The sequence below is a fragment of the Bacteroides caecigallinarum genome (assembly GCF_016901995.1).
Lineage (GTDB): Bacteria > Bacteroidota > Bacteroidia > Bacteroidales > Bacteroidaceae > Phocaeicola > Phocaeicola cellulolyticus.
Map to the genome: position 1 here is coordinate 1 of NZ_JACJLE010000060.1, position 17956 is coordinate 17956.

At 38.7% G+C, this 17956-nt stretch carries 13 protein-coding genes; 1 reads left to right on the forward strand and 12 read right to left on the reverse strand.

The window, feature by feature from the left end:
• The 7 genes from H6A61_RS13340 to H6A61_RS13370 all read right to left on the reverse strand — a co-directional run.
• Window positions 1-2614 (reverse strand): fimbrial protein (locus H6A61_RS13340; protein ID WP_204394314.1); only part of this gene is annotated, 2614 nt, incomplete at its 3' end.
• Window positions 2615-2630: 16 nt separating this feature from the next.
• Window positions 2631-3650 (reverse strand): hypothetical protein, encoded by a 1020-nt coding sequence (locus tag H6A61_RS13345; protein ID WP_204394316.1) that lies wholly within the window; start codon window positions 3648-3650, stop codon window positions 2631-2633.
• Window positions 3651-3665: 15 nt separating this feature from the next.
• Window positions 3666-4616: a FimB/Mfa2 family fimbrial subunit gene (locus H6A61_RS13350; protein ID WP_204394318.1), complete on the reverse strand. Its 951-nt coding sequence runs from the start codon at window positions 4614-4616 to the stop codon at window positions 3666-3668.
• Window positions 4617-4713: 97 nt separating this feature from the next.
• Entirely contained in the window at window positions 4714-5763 is a 1050-nt protein-coding gene (locus H6A61_RS13355) for a hypothetical protein (protein ID WP_204394319.1), read from the reverse strand.
• A gap of 69 nt (window positions 5764-5832) precedes the next feature.
• Entirely contained in the window at window positions 5833-7296 is a 1464-nt protein-coding gene (locus H6A61_RS13360; protein WP_204394321.1) for a DUF3868 domain-containing protein, read from the reverse strand.
• A 13-nt stretch (window positions 7297-7309) separates the two neighbouring features.
• A complete protein-coding gene (locus H6A61_RS13365; protein WP_204394323.1) occupies window positions 7310-7870 on the reverse strand; it encodes a DUF3575 domain-containing protein in 561 nt (186 codons plus the stop codon).
• 208 nt (window positions 7871-8078) lie between these two features.
• Window positions 8079-8753, reverse strand: coding sequence for a helix-turn-helix domain-containing protein (locus tag H6A61_RS13370; protein ID WP_204394326.1), 675 nt, complete (start codon window positions 8751-8753; stop codon window positions 8079-8081).
• Between the two features lie 416 nt (window positions 8754-9169).
• On the opposite strand from H6A61_RS13370, the gene H6A61_RS13375 reads away from it, so the two are divergent.
• Entirely contained in the window at window positions 9170-11464 is a 2295-nt protein-coding gene (locus H6A61_RS13375) for an inorganic phosphate transporter (protein ID WP_204394328.1), read from the forward strand.
• A 74-nt stretch (window positions 11465-11538) separates the two neighbouring features.
• Here H6A61_RS13375 and H6A61_RS13380 read toward each other — a convergent pair whose 3' ends face one another.
• The 5 genes from H6A61_RS13380 to H6A61_RS13400 form a co-directional block, all read right to left on the reverse strand.
• Window positions 11539-12492: a bile acid:sodium symporter family protein gene (locus H6A61_RS13380; RefSeq protein ID WP_204394330.1), complete on the reverse strand. Its 954-nt coding sequence runs from the start codon at window positions 12490-12492 to the stop codon at window positions 11539-11541.
• Window positions 12493-12592: 100 nt separating this feature from the next.
• Window positions 12593-14236 (reverse strand): fumarate hydratase, encoded by a 1644-nt coding sequence (locus H6A61_RS13385; RefSeq protein ID WP_154044968.1) that lies wholly within the window; start codon window positions 14234-14236, stop codon window positions 12593-12595.
• 111 nt (window positions 14237-14347) lie between these two features.
• Window positions 14348-15613 (reverse strand): GTPase HflX, encoded by a 1266-nt coding sequence (hflX, locus tag H6A61_RS13390; RefSeq protein ID WP_154044969.1) that lies wholly within the window; start codon window positions 15611-15613, stop codon window positions 14348-14350.
• A gap of 139 nt (window positions 15614-15752) precedes the next feature.
• Window positions 15753-17222 (reverse strand): hypothetical protein, encoded by a 1470-nt coding sequence (locus H6A61_RS13395; protein WP_204394332.1) that lies wholly within the window; start codon window positions 17220-17222, stop codon window positions 15753-15755.
• Between the two features lie 64 nt (window positions 17223-17286).
• Window positions 17287-17850: a hypothetical protein gene (locus tag H6A61_RS13400; protein ID WP_204394334.1), complete on the reverse strand. Its 564-nt coding sequence runs from the start codon at window positions 17848-17850 to the stop codon at window positions 17287-17289.
• Window positions 17851-17956: the final 106 nt, after the last annotated feature.

The window sequence follows — 17956 nt, forward strand, 5'->3', positions numbered from 1 at the left end:
ACTTCAATCCGAGGTTACGAACACATCTGTAATCATAATAATTCCTATCAGAAGATGTTCCATTATAATCATCTGAATAGTCTTTTGATCCTCTTGAGGCTCCTTCTTCACCCCAGATTACCCATGGATTTTCAGATTTGTTAGTACTATTATAATAACTGCTACTCGCCACGTGTCGTCTTACAGTTCCATCATCTTGATATAGCCAAGCGGTTTTATTCAAAGAACCCTGTCCTATCCAAAGATCGGTCAACTGGTCTACTGATGCCAAATACCAGCGAATTTCATTTTCCTCTATAATATTATTACCATTAAGGTCTCTATTTCTTAAAAGACATGCATACCAAATATTGTTATAACCATCTTTTAATTCTCTTTCAGCTGTAGTACTAACTTCAAGAACATCAGTCCACTTCAATTCACTTTTCACAATATTCAGCGTATTTTCACGTCCGTTGTTTTTAGTATTATCATGATTATCTGACATAGAAGCACCACTTACCAACAATCTTCCTGTCTCTCTTATAGACTCAGTACCCCATGCTGTAGCTACATCACTACGAGTATTATAGAAAGAATAAATAGGTTTCTGTGAAATTGTAATCACACTACGTGAAAGTGAGGTTGCACCATCGGCTGAATAGATATTTCCACTTGTACAGAAATGCAACATACGGTCTTCACCATTTACAACTTCTTTCCATAACTGAAGTTGAGAAGCATCTGTAACATTCTCCGGTATCTCATAAAAAACCTTAGTTGGGTCGTATTTATACACATACTCATCTACAAAAGCCGTAAATGTAACAACAGCATCATCATCTTGAGACACTTTTCCATTTTTCACAAATAATTCAGAATTTGTTTTATTTGCCTCCACATACAAATGATTAATAAGTTGGTTTACATCATAAAGAGTAACGGGATTATCATAATAGCCACCACTATAAGTTGTTTTATTAAAGGCAGGCGCAGATTCAGTCTGATTCGAAGTAGTATAAGACTGATATCCCGGATACTTTACATATTGGTTTTCCTGCACAGGAACACCCTTCTTTATAGCTTCCTTATTTATGGCAAAATGCACCCACTTATAATCATTAAGAGAAATATCCGTCTGTAATTTTCTCAGTTTTTCAGCAGGCAAATCCTCTGTGATATTACCGGCATCATCTTTATGGTCATCGGCTACAAAGACTTTCATACCACGCTGGAAATGAGTACTTACAGCCCATGACAATCCATTCTTTATATCACCACGCTTTAAAGAGAAACTGGCTCTTCCATAATGAGAATCCATAGAAGCTATTTTTGCACCGGCTATAATTACATCACCTTCCATACCCGGACGTACTTCATTATTCTGATCCACCTCAACTATCAAAGAATTAATACCTGTTACTGTAACTGTATAAGTATAATGGGTATTTCTTTCAGTACGATAGTTATTAACGCACACTTCATTTGGATTACTCATATCACCAGGTGTATTTGCATATTCTTCACCACCTGTATTTCCCAAATGTACAGTGTATGTAACATCAGCACTCACAAATTCAGGTGCACCCAAATTAGTGTTGTCAGTATATGACAATACTCCATGAAACATTACAAAAGTAGAATTTGGGTTGGCATATATAAATTCTCCATTTTCGTGAGTCTGTCCGGGTTTATTTGGATTAGCAGATATTTCTGTTTTTTCTCTTTTTTCACGAAGAGCATATAAATTTTCAGCTTCACCTTGATTAGCTGTTTCTATACGCTTTTTAGGCTCCTGGCGATTTTCCGGCAAATAGAATTCAAACATATTATACCCTTCTGCATTCTCTCCCTCAAAAGGTATGGCATCATCGTATGTCATGGAAGCATAAGCCTGTCCTTCTGTCTTAACATAATCTTGTTCTTTTGGGAAAACAAATGTTCCTTGTGGAATGCTTCCAACCCAATAACGGTCGGCCACAAATTTGAAATCACTGTATTTACTGTTTTCTCCTTTCACTTTAAATGTTATTCTGGCATCAACCCTCTGCAAGTATATCTTTGGGTTAACAGTTCCAATAATAACACCTTTACTCGGATCACTATCATTTACATCTACATCTATTTTACCTGTAGGGCTATCAGGCTCCATTTTCCCTGACATAAGGAAATAACTTCTCGTTATAAGCAAAGGAGTTCTTAAATGAGAAACAGCATTAAGAAATTCAGACTCGGTTTTCAACCCATTAAGGTAATTGACAGTAAGAGAGCCAGAACCGCTTAATGGATTTGCAATAGCATAAATACGTTTATCCAAACCTGTAGTCATTCCAAACTGGAATTCACCAGAACCGGTTGCCTCATTTTTCTCAAAATAAGCATTATTATCAAGAGTCCCGTCAGAATTAAACGCTGCTACGTATAAATAGTTTATAGTTTTTTCTGCAATATCAGACTGTGCTGCACGACTGATTTGCTTAGAACCTTCCACAGCAACGGACAATGGTATAGTAACAGGAATACCCTCTTTAATGTTTCTAGAACTCTGCTCAATAGCAAAATCATCCTTACATGACAGCATAAATGCCGGCATGGATATAAGTATCAACAAATAAACAAAATTTCTTCTTTTCATAACAAGACTCCTTTCTTTAATTAAACGGAGGTACAACAATAGTGGCAGGTGTCCATGGTTTCACTTCATATTTTATAGTCACCTCTACGTCCTTATGTACATTTACTGTTGCATTAATATTAAGCTGAGTATTACGCTTCAAAGTTACATTTTCTGTACCTTCACCGAAAATATAACGACTTTCTGACAACTTTGAGATGGTCGGTGATGTCAATGCCAAAGTATAATTATTTTTTTGTGATTCAGTTTCGTACATATAAAAGACAAAAGCACTTTTATTTTCTCCCTGATTAACAGTAATTCCATCTGTTTGTGCAATGAAATCATAAGAAGAGACATCTGCATCATTGGGAACAATTATTTCATTCTGTGGAAACAAGAACCCTCTATCAGGAACAAAACTGCCTAAAGAAATCTTATTAATCCAAAATGATTCAGTCATTATATTATTAATATTAAGAACCACCTTAACTACACTATGGGTACATTCTATGTTCATACTATTATTTTCTAAAGGTAGAGTAGTAGTGAGTTTTCCTGTGATAGGTAATCCAGTTTCGTTAATCTGATTTCTCATCTTAGGAAAAGCTCTTTCTCCATTATTCTTCATGAGAGTCTCCAAGAAGCCAGCAGGCAAAAAACTTTCACCCGGTGTCAGTAAAGATAAATCCTTATCTATATTCACACTTGCCTCATTACCTATTACATAAAAATTCAAAGGTTCATTTTGTGGTAAATTAGGAATACGCATAGAGTAACTGTCTTTGCCACCCTGACTACTGAAATCCTCAAAAGCATTCTTCAGAACTTTACTGCTTTCATCTGTTATAAGCACACGTAAAGTCTTGAAATTCTCATTATCTTCAAGCGGAGCATCTGCTTCGGTACCAGAGCTCTCACCTAAAGCTGAAAAGTTTAAATCAACAGTTGCACTTCTAGAAGCCTGTCCAACCGAAATTTTTTCTTTTACGCATGAACTAAAAATTAAACTAATAGTACATACAATCAAAATTATATTGCAAACTGATAGTTTCATAATATCACTCATTAATTAGTTCCACTCTGGTTTTGTATCAACAACTGCCCAATCCGGAATTTCTATAACTCCAGTAACTCCATTAAAAGTTATTGCTATAGGAAGCGTAGCCTCCTGTTTTGTAAGGTCTATCTCATCTTCATAATATTTGAGATAGTTATATATATTACCACGTATCATTTCTCTGCCATCCCTATTGTCCACTAAAACCAATTCATGCGAACAACATTCTTCATCAATGTGTCCATGATGGTCGTCCATGCGGAACAGAGTCAGATCATCTGTACGATAGCACTTGCGTTCATAATCATAAATAAGTGTAGGATAACACGTACCTTTTTCTTCAACGTTAATGTTTCCATTAAAGTCTGTCTGTGCATTAGACTGTTCTATGCTCAATGCAAAAGGATGCTCTCCTTCCCTTGTGTTTTCCGGTGCCGGAAGACCGTTTATTTCTATTTCCACGTTCACGTGAGCACTATATAGTGTCACTGTGTCACGATATACAGTAAATTCTCCTGTTGCTGGGATATAGAATTCTTGCAATCCCATATAGTTGTGGTCGTGACCATCAACTTTTTCTTCAGTTCCCCAGGCAGGATGCTGAAGATAAATATTATTGAAATCCGTTTCTGATTCCAAGTTCACAACTTCCGTGCGTTCATAAGCATTACCCACGGCTACCACCTTATATTTTCGTCCTGGTGTAAGTTTGAAAGAAGGTTTCGCTGAAAAAGTTTTCAGATCACTTTCACCATAATGGCCCACTCCCATTATGTGTCCGTTTTCGTCGAAAACATACAGATCTACCTTTTTCATATATTGATATAATACGTCTTCGTCGCCATCGGCAAGATACTGGAAGTAGATGGTCACATTGTCGCAATCATCATTATCTTCCCTGATACATCCGGTCGCCAGGACGAAAGCAACCAGTGCCAATAATATTTTTTGTATATACTTCATATTTTTCTGAATTTATAAAACTGTATGTTTATTTTAAGATACCATAAAAGCAGTGCAGGCAGATTATATACCTGCACCGTTTTATTTCATAAAATGTTTACTTCCATTCAACGTCTGTATTTACTTCTTGCCATGTCTTTATAGTTACTGTTGCAGTAACTGTTACATTTTTTTCTCCGTCTGGATCCGGTGTTATTGCTTCATCTGTAAACTCAAGATTTGTGATAGAATAAACATTACCTACAGCAAACTTGGCAATAGGTTCATTAGTTGTATTAACTTTATATTTTTCTACAGCAGCATAATATGTTTTTGGAGCTTCCTCACCATAAGCTTTTGCACTAAGAACCAAAACTACTTGTTCAGCTGTTTCTGATGGAATAAAGTTATAGGCAATTACTTTATTGTCAGCAGGGTAAGCAGTAGCGTCTATAGCTGTACCTGCATCACCATTAATCTTATCGTAAATCTGAAGGTTATCAGATTCTGGACCAAAAGTATTACCTACCATACTTGTCCATGCACCTGGACCTGTTACTTTACAAGGATCTCCATCAATAGAATTCAAAACACCGTTTACATAAACTCCCATAAGTTTTACATCTGAATAAGCAGCTGTAGTACCTTCAGTCAAACCTGTTGTCTTATACTTTATTCCTGAGAGTTCAAGACGAGCTACCTGGAATTCCGGAGTTGCAGATATAGTGTAATTGGTTTCATCTTTTTTATAAATCTTATTTGTCTCACCTTCACTAGTTGCATTACCTGAAGCCGTACACAACATAGGAGCAGCTTTACCACCATTGATAATTTCATTAGTAAGAGCAAGTTCTTCATCTCCACCATTTACACTAACTCTCATGGCTGTAGGTATTCCTACATTAGTAAAAACAATTTCTTTAGGACTTGTAACATTTTGAAGATCTCTTACATGTGTACCTCCGGCAGTGAGAACTACATTCATAGTTTTAACCTCTACTGGAGTACCACCATCTATATGTTCCTGTGAAGCTCTACTGCCCAATACAGCCTGATTAATGGTTACAGTAACATTAGCATTACCGTCAGCAACACCATTTACATCTTCATTTGTACAAGCGAACAAACCCAAGCCCGCAAATGCCAAAAATAAACTTTTTGTTTTCATAAACATTACATTTAATTTGTTTAACTTATTGTTAATTAACTCATTATAATCAATTGTATAATTCTTTTTTTATTCAGCCATATATTCCACATAGTCTTCCATCAGCTTGCTGTTCTTCACGGCATCAGGATTACCTTTTTCCACAGCTGTACGGAAAGCTTCGCGGGCCTTGTCAGCCTTACCAAGTTTCATATATGCCACACCCAACATATTCTGCAAGGCACCTTCTGCAGGAGCTTTTTCAAGAAGCGAAACTGCTTCTTCTGTCCTTCCGGCTTCCATCAAAGCTAAGGCAGCATTATTTACGGCAGTCACATCATTAGGATAAGCTTTTGCACCACACAGCAGGCAGTCAATATATTCAGGAGTACCCTTACCGTAGCTGTCAGCCACCTTCTGTATTTCACTAACGCTCATTAAGTCCGGACGGGTCTTTATCATCTGCTTGCCTTCTTCTAGGTCGAAATGGCGTACATTATACTCTATGCGGTACTCATTGCGACGTATTGGACCATACATCTCGTTCAATACTCTCTGATATATTTCAGGAGGCACAAGAGCCTTTATCTTTTCTTCACACACATCTCTATCTTCACCACAATTGTCTATTATATCAAGTACATCCTCTATTCTCAATAAATTAGGATGTGCCTCTACCTGACGACGCAACTCGTCCCAGTCTTCACCTTTCCAGTCAACATGATATAGAGAAGGGTCAATGCCTTCCATATCTTTCTTTACATATTCGGTAAAGGCTTTGGCACGACGTTCTGAAAGTCGCATGTTATAGTCCATAGTTCCTTCAGGTGAAGCATAACCTGTCACATAAATACCAGTGATGCTCAAGTCATTGTTCTCTTTCACCAAATTCAGAGATTCACGAACCTTGTCAAGTTCTTCCTGATTATTTTTATAATTAGGTCGAATATTATGACTGTCCTGACGGAACTGAAGTCTGGCTGCCCGTGTTTCAGAGCGACGTTTCACTATTTCTTCTTTTGGAGAAATGAAAGGCATAGCATACGCAGGATTCATCGGTGGAAGAATATCGCTGGTATATGCTGTCTCGCTTCCTTCTCCACACTGCGCACAACCGCTCACATCGGCTCTCAAGACCAATTCACTACCTATCATCCAACGTTTAAACGGAACAGAAGCCTCATAACTTACAGTCTGGTCGCTTCCGTTCTTACGACGTACAGTTGCCTGTGCTTCCGGATAAAGTTTGATGTTTTCCAGAGCCTCACGTCGTATATCGGCTTTATGACGTATCTTTCCCTCTATTACAACAGAAGGAAGTTTCTGTTCTTGCGTACCGTCGGCAGAAACTATATATGGGTCTATCGCCATTACGTGCTGGTTCTTCATGTCCAGAGCGTCAAGGTTAAGATCCATACCTACACGGACCATTCTCGCATCAGTCTTTTCCACCTTGCGGTTCTCTACGGCTATCTCGCTTAGATAAGATGTCTGAGAGAACAACGGTGTACCCAGTGCAAGGAATAATGCTACAGATATTATATATTTCTTCATAGTTCTGTTCCTCCTATTTTATAATATAGATGAGTGATATGGCAGCCTTGGTAAGACCGAAATAGTCTTTCTTGCCGTCTTTTATCCACTCTCCGCAATGCGGACAGTCATATTTATCATAATTGGCACGTATCCATCCTGCTCCGATTTCAAGTCCCAGATTCCAACGTTTACCTAAAATAAACTGATAGCCATAACCAAGACCGGCTCCGTACATTTCACCTTCGTAGCGATGATTCTTGAAAGACGGGTATATTCCTAAATCCATGTTTCCGACGTTAAAGACACCACCAAGAGCATGAAGAGCAAGGAAATGACCATTGAACGCCTCGCAGAACCAATAACGCGCCTCAGGCTGAACAAGCCAGTGCTTTATTTTCTTGTCGTTCTTAAAAGAAAAAGGATTATAATTTCCGGACACATCTATTGTCCACTTGGGCGCTACCCGAAACTCAAACCCAAGATTAAGTGTAGTAGTCACATCGTACAGAAGATTTGTCTTTACCGCTACTTTCTGTGCGGACAGAGACAAGCTCCCAAGGACTAACGCCAGTAACAGAAATAGTTTTTTCATATATACTTCACTCTTTTAATGTTTGCGTAAAAGATTGACTTAAGATTTCGTATAACAAAGCTAGGTAAACAATAAGAAACACAGACAAAAACATGTGTCTCCTTTTGTCAAATACAACTATCTCAATAAAGATCAGATAGTATCATTTTGTCATAGCTGACTAAATATCAATATATTAGATTTTATTATAGCGGACATTTTAATACTTCTAATTCTTAAAATTACTCCTATATGTATTAGGACTTATGCCGTATTTTTCTTTGAAAAGCCTGTAATATGTGGCAGAATTAGGGAATGCACTACGGAAAGCTATTTCTTTAACAGACATATTTTCATTAGAAAGTAGAAGACCTACGGAATATTCAAGACGAAGATTACTTAAATAGGTAGATATATTACCACCTCCATATTCCTTTATTATTGCTGCAAATCTGTTCTTATCTACTCCCATTATACGGGAATAATCATCGCGGCCATAATTATAATTGAGATAAAGTTTTTTAGAATGTACCTGTTCGTCGAAACGATGGAAAAGTTCTTCATCATCACTACAAGCTTGCGTAATTTTATTAGTCTCGACCGTATAACAAGAATCACTATTTACTTGCGTTTCTACTGAAACATTATCAAACTTTCTTGGTCTTGAAAATTTAAGTTCATTTAGTTTTATTATTGTCTGGACTAAATATCTGTTCTTTATCTTAATCTGGCGATATTGCCAGATTATTACAAATGCACAGACTAATATAAAACATATAAGAAGTGCCAGCAATAAATACAATAATGTTTGAAATGATAATCCATAAGAATGTATATCAACAGAAGAAGGATATACTCTTAAAATAGGAACTGTAATTAATGAAAAAAAATAATCTCGTTTCATACCTCCATTTTTTAAATACTATTTAACAAGATGGGGCTTCCAGAGATTTTTCTTAAAAGGGAACAGTAGTGTTAATTATTTTTACATTTAATGCTTTTAGAAGCCCCCAGTTGGGGGGTAATTAAATATATACATGTTTTACCCCCCCCCCGTTAACATTCTGTAACATTTGTTATTTTATTAACATTCTATCTACTTCCTATTAATGGAGGTTGTAACAAATTTATTTATTTCGAAGAAAAAAAACAAAAAAAGGAAAGGTATTTTTACATTCATTATCATATGTTTTTCAACACATTCATTAATCTAGTTTTTTTTCTTATTTTCATCGTTATAAAACGTTTTTGTAACATGTTTGTAACATCTATTTCCGACCTTTGCACCCGAAAAATCAAAGCTTAATTATTTTTTATTTTATGGAAACTATTTATTTAGGGATTGTAATATTCCTGTTTATGCTGGCAATATTCGACCTGATGGTCGGGGTCAGTAACGATGCCGTGAATTTTATGAACTCCGCAGTAGGAGCCAAAGTAGCAAAATTCAAGACTATCATTATCGTAGCTGCAATAGGTGTATTTGCAGGAGCTGTGTTAAGTAATGGTATGATGGATATAGCCCGCCATGGTATATTCCAGCCAAACAATTTCACATTCTACGAGATAATGTGTATCCTTCTTGCCGTAATGGTCACCGATGTCGTGCTACTGGATGTTTTCAATACCTTGGGACTTCCAACATCTACTACAGTTTCAATGGTATTCGAGCTATTGGGAGGTACATTCATTCTGGCAATCTTAAAACTAATTTCCGATGAAACAGGTCTTACACTAGGCGACTTGCTCAACACAGAAAAAGCGTTGTCTGTGATACTTGGTATATTCCTTTCGGTAGCAATCGCTTTCATAGCCGGTACAATAGTACAATATATCTCACGTCTTATCTTCAGCTTTAACTATAAAAAGAATCTTTCCTGGACTATAGGTATCTTCGGTGGTATAGCCGTAACTTCACTTTCATATTTTATACTTATCAAAGGTCTGAAATCAGCGCCTTTCATAACACCTGAAGTAATGGCATGGATAGATGCAAACACTGCCGCACTGGTTATAGGATGTTTTGTATTCTTCACCGTATTTATGCAGATTCTTCACTGGTGCAAAATCAATGTATTGAAAATAATAGTTCTCCTTGGTACTTTCTCATTGGCTCTGGCATTTGCAGGTAACGACCTTGTAAACTTTATCGGAGTACCTTTGGCAGGATATTCAGCATACACAGATTTTGTGGCAAACTCAAATGGTGCAGGTGTAGATGGTTTCATGATGGAATCACTTATGTCATCAGCAAAGACTCCTATTATATTCCTTATAGCATCAGGAGTGATAATGGTATATGCTCTGGCTACATCGAAGAAAGCACAGAACGTAATCAAGACTTCGGTTGACCTTGCACGTCAGGAAGAAGGTGACGAAATGTTCGGTTCATCAGCTCTTGCCCGCACAATCGTACGTCGTGCAACAAGCATAAACGAATTCCTCGTAAGAGTAATTCCTGCTAACGTAAGAAACTGGATCAACAGCCGATTCAACAAAGATGAAGTTATCCTTGAAAACGGTGCGGCATTCGACCTTATCCGTGCAGCAGTTAACCTAGTCCTTTCAGGATTGCTTATCATCATCGGTACAACAATGAAACTTCCTCTTTCTACCACATACGTTACATTTATCGTGGCTATGGGTACATCATTGTCCGACCGCGCATGGGGACGTGAAAGCGCAGTCTATCGTATCACCGGTATGCTTTCAGTTATCGGCGGCTGGTTCATCACAGCATTCGTAGCGTTTACAGCTTGTGCCATCGTTACAATAATAATGTACTACACGAACATAGTAGGTATGGTTGGATTCATCGCTTTGGCTGTATTCCTACTTGTACGCAGCAACATTATGTACAGCAAGAAAGAAAAAGCTGAAAAGCAGGACGACCTGTTCAAGCGTATGATGGCAAGCAAAGACAAAAACGAAACACTTGCATTGCTCCGCGAACACGTACAGGAAACTCTTACACACTACATCGATTTCAGTAAGGATGCATACATTAAGATGACAGACGGTTTCATAAACGAGGATTTGAAGAAACTGAAAAAATCGCTTAACGAGACTGACGAGCAGCGTAAACTCCTGAAAAAACGCCGTCGCAAGGAAATACTTGGTTTAAGACGTATTCCAATCACCATAGCAATAGAAAAGAATACATGGTTCCACCTTGGAACAAACAGCTGCGAAGAAATGCTATACTGCTTGAAGCGTATCTGTGAGCCATGTAAGGAACATGTTGACAACAACTTCAACCCAGTTCCTAAAGATGATGTTGCAGAGTTCTTGCCTATCAGAGAAGAATTGTGTGAGTTGATGGATCGTACACGCAATGCCATTATAGCCAACAACTACTCTGAAGCAGATGATATTCTGAAAAAAGGCGATGATCTTAAAAACAAGATTTCAGCTCTTCGCAAGCACCAGATGAACCACATGCAGGAAGCTGACAACAGAAGCCTTAAAGCATCAATGGTATATCTGAACATATTGCAGGAAACACAGGAATTGGTCAGTGTATGGAGACACCTGCTGCGTGCCAGCCGATTCTTCCAAGGAGACTATGTTCCACAGGAAATTCCTCAAATGGGGATAATGGACAGTAAGGCATAAAAGAGTATTTACTGATAAACACACAATTACAGTAAACGGCTGCATCAGATTTAACTCCGGTGCAGCCGTTGTTTTTATTTTTCCTCTTCCTTACGTTTAAGGTAAAGCTGATAAGAATTGAATACATTATGCCATACGCTGTAGAAACCGGCAGCGACAGCGGTAACAGGGGTAAAAAAAGTGTATCCCATCCAAATGGCCAATACAGTATTTTTCTGTCCCAATGCCTGCCCGGCACTAATCGTATCGTCATATTTGCGGCCTACTCTTTTCCCTATATAGAATTGAAGGAAACAGGCTATACACGAAATAAAAGCCAAACCTACCTGATACCATATAGACACGTCGCTATGGACTATACTCTTCACAGTTACGGCAATGGCAAGAGTCAGCGCCACAGCCCATAGATAGAACGACAATCCGTGATACTTTCCTATAAACGCATGAAGTCTAGGCGAAAGATAACGCAAAAGGACTGCCAGAATAAACGGACACAGCAACAGAGGAAATACCTTTCCAAGAATCATCAGGAATGAAGAAAGGAATCCTACTCCTTCCTGCGGATGTATGACGGGAACCACCAGCGGAACAAGAAAAGCTGTCACGAGGTTTATCAGAATTGTATATGAGGTAAGATGTGCAGCACTGCCTCCCAGTTTTCCGGTCACTACTGCTGCTGCCGTAGCCGTAGGACAGATAAGACACAACATAGCTCCCTCAATCAATATTCTGGAATGCATATCAGGTAATATATACAAAATTCCGGCCAGGAGAATGAACGAAAGGCTTTGTATGAGAAGCAACACGGCATGCCATCTGCAAGGCTTGAGCTCACTCACATCAACCTTACAGAATGTGAGAAAAAGCATCAGAAAAATCAGCAAAGGCTGCAATACAGCCACAGCATGTTCCACAAACGGTTTTGTCGGCTCCAGGAAAGGTATGTTCACATATACAAAATAAAGTATTACCCCCATCGCCATAGCTATCGGCAAAGTCCAGTTCTTAATAAATCGAATGATATTCATAATCAGGTGTAAAAAAACACGGATTACACCGGAAAGACATCCGGCATAACCCGTGTTATATTATTTATTGAAAATCTATTTTCTGCGGGCAGTTATCCCATTATTTGCAGTTTCCTGCGCAACGAGGCTTAATCTGCTTGAAGAAATCGTTTCCTTTGTTATCAACGAGGATAAATGCAGGGAAATCTTCAACTTCAATCTTCCAGATAGCTTCCATACCAAGTTCAGGATATTCCACACACTCGATGCTCTTGATGTTGTTCTGAGCAAGGATAGCTGCAGGACCACCGATAGAACCAAGATAGAAACCACCGTGCTTCTTACAAGCGTCTGTAACTGCCTGGCTACGGTTACCTTTAGCAAGCATAATCATGCTGCCTCCGTGGCTCTGGAACAGATCAACGTATGGGTCCATACGTCCGGCTGTTGTAGGTCCCATAGAACCACAAGCCATACCTGCCGGAGTCTTAGCAGGACCGGCATAATAGATAGGATGATCCTTGATATACTGTGGAAGGTCTTCACCACGGTCAAGACGTTCTTTCAGTTTTGCGTGTGCGATGTCGCGACCTACGATGATAGTACCGTTCAAAGAAAGACGAGTAGCTACTGGATACTTGTCAAGTTCTGCAAGGATTTCCGGCATAGGACGGTTCAAGTCAATCTTCACTGCGTTACCTTCGCCAGCCTGACGCAATTCTTCAGGAATCAGTTCACCTGGATTTGAGTCAAGTTTTTCAATCCAGATACCGTCTTTATTGATCTTACAACGGATGTTACGGTCAGCTGAGCAAGAAACGCCAAGACCTACAGGGCAAGACGCTCCATGGCGTGGCAAACGGATGATACGTACATCGTGTGCATAATATTTACCACCGAACTGTGCACCCAAACCGATACGGTGAGCTTCTTCCAATACCTGTTTTTCAAGTTCTACGTCGCGGAAAGCGCGTCCGTATTCGTTACCAGTTGTAGGCAGGTTATCGTAGAAACGAGTAGAAGCAAGTTTCACTGTCAGCAAGTTCTTTTCAGCTGAAGTACCACCGATTACGAATGCGATGTGATATGGAGGACAAGCTGCTGTACCCAAAGTCTTCATCTTTTCTACAAGGAAAGGAACAAGAGTAGCCGGGTTAAGGATAGCCTTAGTTTCCTGATAGAGGTAAGTCTTGTTGGCAGAACCACCACCCTTAGTCACGCAGAGGAATTCGTATTCCATACCCTGAGTAGCTTCGATGTCAATCTGAGCAGGCAGGTTGCAACGTGTATTCACTTCTTCGTACATTGTAAGAGGAGCATTCTGTGAGTAGCGCAGATTCTCTTCAGTATATGTTTTGTAAACACCAAGTGACAAAGCCTCTTCGTCGCAGTATCCAGTCCATACCTGCTGACCTTTTTCACCATGGATGATAGCAGTACCTGTATCCTGGCAGAAAGGAAGTACTCCCTTAGCTGCAACTTCAGCGTTACGAAGGAATGTCAAAGCTACGTATTTATCGTTGTCGCTGGCTTCCGGGTCAGTAAGGATTTTTGCAACCTGTTCGTTGTGCGAACGGCGAAGCATAAAAGACACATCGCGGAAAGCCGCATTAGCCATAGCTGTCAAACCTTCTTTTTCAATCTTCAAGATAGGTTTACCTTCAAACTCGCTTACTGAAACATAGTCCTTAGTAAGCAGATAATACTCTGTATTGTCATGTCCGTGTTCGAACATTGGCTGATACTTAAATTCTGGTGTTGCCATATTGTTTTAAGTTTTTGAGTTATTGAGTTTCTAGTTATTAGTATGCTTTCTTATTTCAGTTGACGAGTTAACAAGGCTACCTTCCGGATGGAGACCTTGTCAACTTGTAACTTAAGCCTCGTCGCCTAAATCGTATGTCTGATAGAGGAAGTCGTTATAAGGATACTTCTGAACATGCAGTTCGCGTACCTTCTTGTACAGCATATTCTTGAAATCCTCCAGGTTCGACTTGTCCTTGGCAGAGATAAAGATACAGTTGTCGTCCATCTTTGCCATCCATGTATTCATCAGTTCCTCCAGCGTAATGTTTTCCTTCGTCTTCGGAGTCAGGTCATCCTCTGCCTTTTCCACATAGCTGTAGGCATCAATCTTGTTGAATACTATCATACTCTGCTTTCCTCCGGCACCTATATCTGATATGGTTTTCTCCACCACCTGTATCTGTTCTTCAAAATCAGGATGTGAGATATCTACCACGTGTACCAGAAGGTCTGCCTCGCGCACCTCGTCAAGAGTCGATTTGAATGACTCAACAAGGTCGGTAGGCAACTTACGGATAAATCCTACAGTATCGGAAAGCAGGAAAGGAAGATTTTCAATGATAACCTTTCTCACGGTAGTGTCAAGTGTGGCAAACAGTTTGTTTTCTGCAAACACTTCACTCTTTGCAAGAAGGTTCATTATTGTTGATTTTCCTACGTTAGTATATCCCACGAGCGCCACACGTATCATGCGTCCGCGGTTCTTTCGCTGTGTAGATTTCTGAGTGTCTATTTCTGCAAGTCTCTGTTTGAGCAACGCCATACGGTTAAGGATGATACGGCGGTCCATTTCCAGCTGTGTTTCACCCGGACCACGAAGTCCCACAGAACCTTTACCACCTCCGGCACCGGAACCACCACCCTGACGTTCAAGGTGTGTCCACAGACGTTGCAGTCTTGGCAACATATATTTATACTGTGCCAGCTCTACCTGAGTCTTGGCGTTTGCGGTCTGTGCCCTCATGGCAAATATATCAAGAATAAGCGAAGTACGGTCAAGAATCTTCACCTTCAGTTCGTTTTCAATGTTTCTGAGCTGTTTGGCGGAAAGTTCGTCATCGAATATCACCATACCTATCTCCGTTTCCTCGTCTTCGTTCATCTGCAGAAGATAATCCTTTATCTCCTGAAGTTTTCCCTTACCCACGTATGTCACGGAGTTTGGAGTATCAAGCTTCTGGGTGAAACGTGTCACGACTTCGGCACCGGCAGTCTCTGCCAGGAATGCCAATTCGTCAAGATATTCATTTGTCTTTCTTTCGTTCTGGTTTTGGGTTATCAGGCCCACCAATACAGCCTTCTCGGTCTGTGCTTCGGATATTACAAATTCTTTCATTAATGATATATGTATATTCTGGATGCAAACTTAACTAAAAATCTCCGTTTATTTTCATTATAAAGATAAAATAACGTTTATCAAGCTGTATTTTATAAAGCTACGTAAACATAATAAATCCCATATTAATATAGATTTATTAAAGCTCTATCACCCTTGCTCTGACATTCTTGAATTTAGGCATAGCTTCACCTATATTCGCGTTGATATATGTAGGGTCACACACCACATACTTTTTACCATTTACACTGACATAGTCTCCATCAGAATAAGTAGAAAATTTAACAGCCGTAGCAAGATGGTTAGGATAATACAACAAAACCACATCCAATCGTAATATTTTTCTTACCAAATAAGAGAATAAAACAGCCCTATCTTCGCAATCAGAATAATTATAATAAAAGAGTTCGTCCACAAAAAACGGACGTTCATAGCCAAACTGTTCCTCATCAGTTTTATATTGGAATGCAGTCTGCACAAAGTTCAATATGATATTGGCGGCCTGTTCTTCTGTTTTACCAGCCACTTCCTTTTTCAATGCCGGTAGAAGTTTATTTGCCAAGTCATTACTCATTGGAGTATTAGCATAAAGTTCCCAATCCAGTATAGGATAATCATTGTACAGTTTTATCAGATTATTATTGACAGATAGGTTAACAGACAATTGCGGATATTTTTCCGAAGAGAACATTCTTCCTTGCTCTTTTCTGCTTTGAGCAAGCATTATTGGCTCTGTTATCTGCATGGAACATTTCTGCATTTTACCAGCAAAATCGTCATTGAACGTATAGTACTCTCCTTTCTCTTTTGTATCACTCAGTACATAGTATTTTTTACCTCCAATTGTCAAGAATGTTTTTCTATAAACAGTCTCTTCAACGGCAACCAAAAGTAGTAATGCAGTGTTCTTTCTGGCTATCTTTACATCATATCCACACTGTGTAAGAATATAAGTCTGCATCACTACAGATTCATTGGCAGAAGTATTCCCCCAAAATGCATTACAAAGATCCTCCACCATAAGAATGTAAGCATAGTCATTGACACTAATCTTTTTCCTCCATGACAGGAACATATCTACCACATCGTCCATCCTTCCGTCAGACATTGTTTGCCATGCTTTACCAACTTCTGACTCATTAATATTTGCAAGTTTGAACTTATGTTTTCCACTCTCAAAGCAGATCATGACAGGAGTTCCATAAAAAGTTTTTGTAAAATAGTTCTTTTTGTTAATATCATCCGGTATAGGAACAATATTCAGTGGCACTCTTGGATCAGGTTTCGGAATGCTTACAACCTTGTCAACAGGAATCTTTACAGGCGGAACAACCGGTTCATTATTATCTTTAATTACAGGTTTTACCGGTTCAGGTTTTGTTGGAGGTTCAACTCCCTTATAATGTTTCATCATATCCCATCTACGTGAAATAAGTTTTGCAAATTCAGCATTTCTTCTTTCACGGAATTCTTCAAATTCCGTCTTAACTCTTTCTTTATATTTTGCAAATTCAGCGTTTCTTCTTTTTTTAAACTCCTCGAATGATGTTTGTGCATTCAAATTAAGTGCCAGCAAACTTAATAAAATAACTATATATGATACTTTCATAATCTTAGCTTTAAAAAAATGGCATAATCCGAGTATATTTCAGATTATGCCACAAATAATAAGTTTATTTTAATTTCTCAATTTCACTGTCAAAAACCTTTTTGAACTCTTCTCTATCCAATTCCGTCTTAATTTTTTCGTCTTGCTCAAAATTAGAAAGAATCTCGTCTTTAACACTTTGTTTGCTTAACTGCATACATACGAAACATTTATAATTTCCGTTTTCCAATCTGAACATTTTTTCACCTATCACTTCACTACCTTTCAGTGTCTGACTTACAGCTGTCAGCGCTCGTCTTTCATATAACTGAGTTAAATCTGCCTTATCACCTATATTGAAATTTTTTGCATACCTGTCAACAACCATTTCAACATTTGATTGAACCGTAGCGGCCAAATGCTCTCTTGCCGACTGTACTGCTATTTCTTTAGCTACAGACATTTGCGGACTTACACCTTCGGAAGTATATCTCCAATATTCACTATTACTCTGATACTCTTTTCCGCTCAATGGCATTTCTATTTCAGTACCAATAGACATCTTATTTGCTGCCTTTTTAGAACTGCCACACGATACTACCAACAAAGAAGCTAAAACAACAGATAATATAAAACTTATTTTTTTCATTGTATATCAATTTATAATTATAATTTTGTATAAACTTACAACATCAGGAAGTGGAATAAGGCCGATTTTTCATTAATCCTTAAGATTGTATATCATGTTCAGTCCC

Coding starts and splice junctions, on each gene's coding strand:
- H6A61_RS13345 (WP_204394316.1), bottom strand. CDS start 3,650: ATGAAACTATCAGTTTGCAATATAATTTTGATTGTATGTACTATTAGT.
- H6A61_RS13350 (WP_204394318.1), bottom strand. CDS start 4,616: ATGAAGTATATACAAAAAATATTATTGGCACTGGTTGCTTTCGTCCTG.
- H6A61_RS13355 (WP_204394319.1), bottom strand. CDS start 5,763: ATGAAAACAAAAAGTTTATTTTTGGCATTTGCGGGCTTGGGTTTGTTC.
- H6A61_RS13360 (WP_204394321.1), bottom strand. CDS start 7,296: ATGAAGAAATATATAATATCTGTAGCATTATTCCTTGCACTGGGTACA.
- H6A61_RS13365 (WP_204394323.1), bottom strand. CDS start 7,870: ATGAAAAAACTATTTCTGTTACTGGCGTTAGTCCTTGGGAGCTTGTCT.
- H6A61_RS13370 (WP_204394326.1), bottom strand. CDS start 8,753: ATGAAACGAGATTATTTTTTTTCATTAATTACAGTTCCTATTTTAAGA.
- H6A61_RS13375 (WP_204394328.1), top strand. CDS start 9,170: ATGGAAACTATTTATTTAGGGATTGTAATATTCCTGTTTATGCTGGCA.
- H6A61_RS13380 (WP_204394330.1), bottom strand. CDS start 12,492: ATGAATATCATTCGATTTATTAAGAACTGGACTTTGCCGATAGCTATG.
- H6A61_RS13385 (WP_154044968.1), bottom strand. CDS start 14,236: ATGGCAACACCAGAATTTAAGTATCAGCCAATGTTCGAACACGGACAT.
- hflX (WP_154044969.1), bottom strand. CDS start 15,613: ATGAAAGAATTTGTAATATCCGAAGCACAGACCGAGAAGGCTGTATTG.
- H6A61_RS13395 (WP_204394332.1), bottom strand. CDS start 17,222: ATGAAAGTATCATATATAGTTATTTTATTAAGTTTGCTGGCACTTAAT.
- H6A61_RS13400 (WP_204394334.1), bottom strand. CDS start 17,850: ATGAAAAAAATAAGTTTTATATTATCTGTTGTTTTAGCTTCTTTGTTG.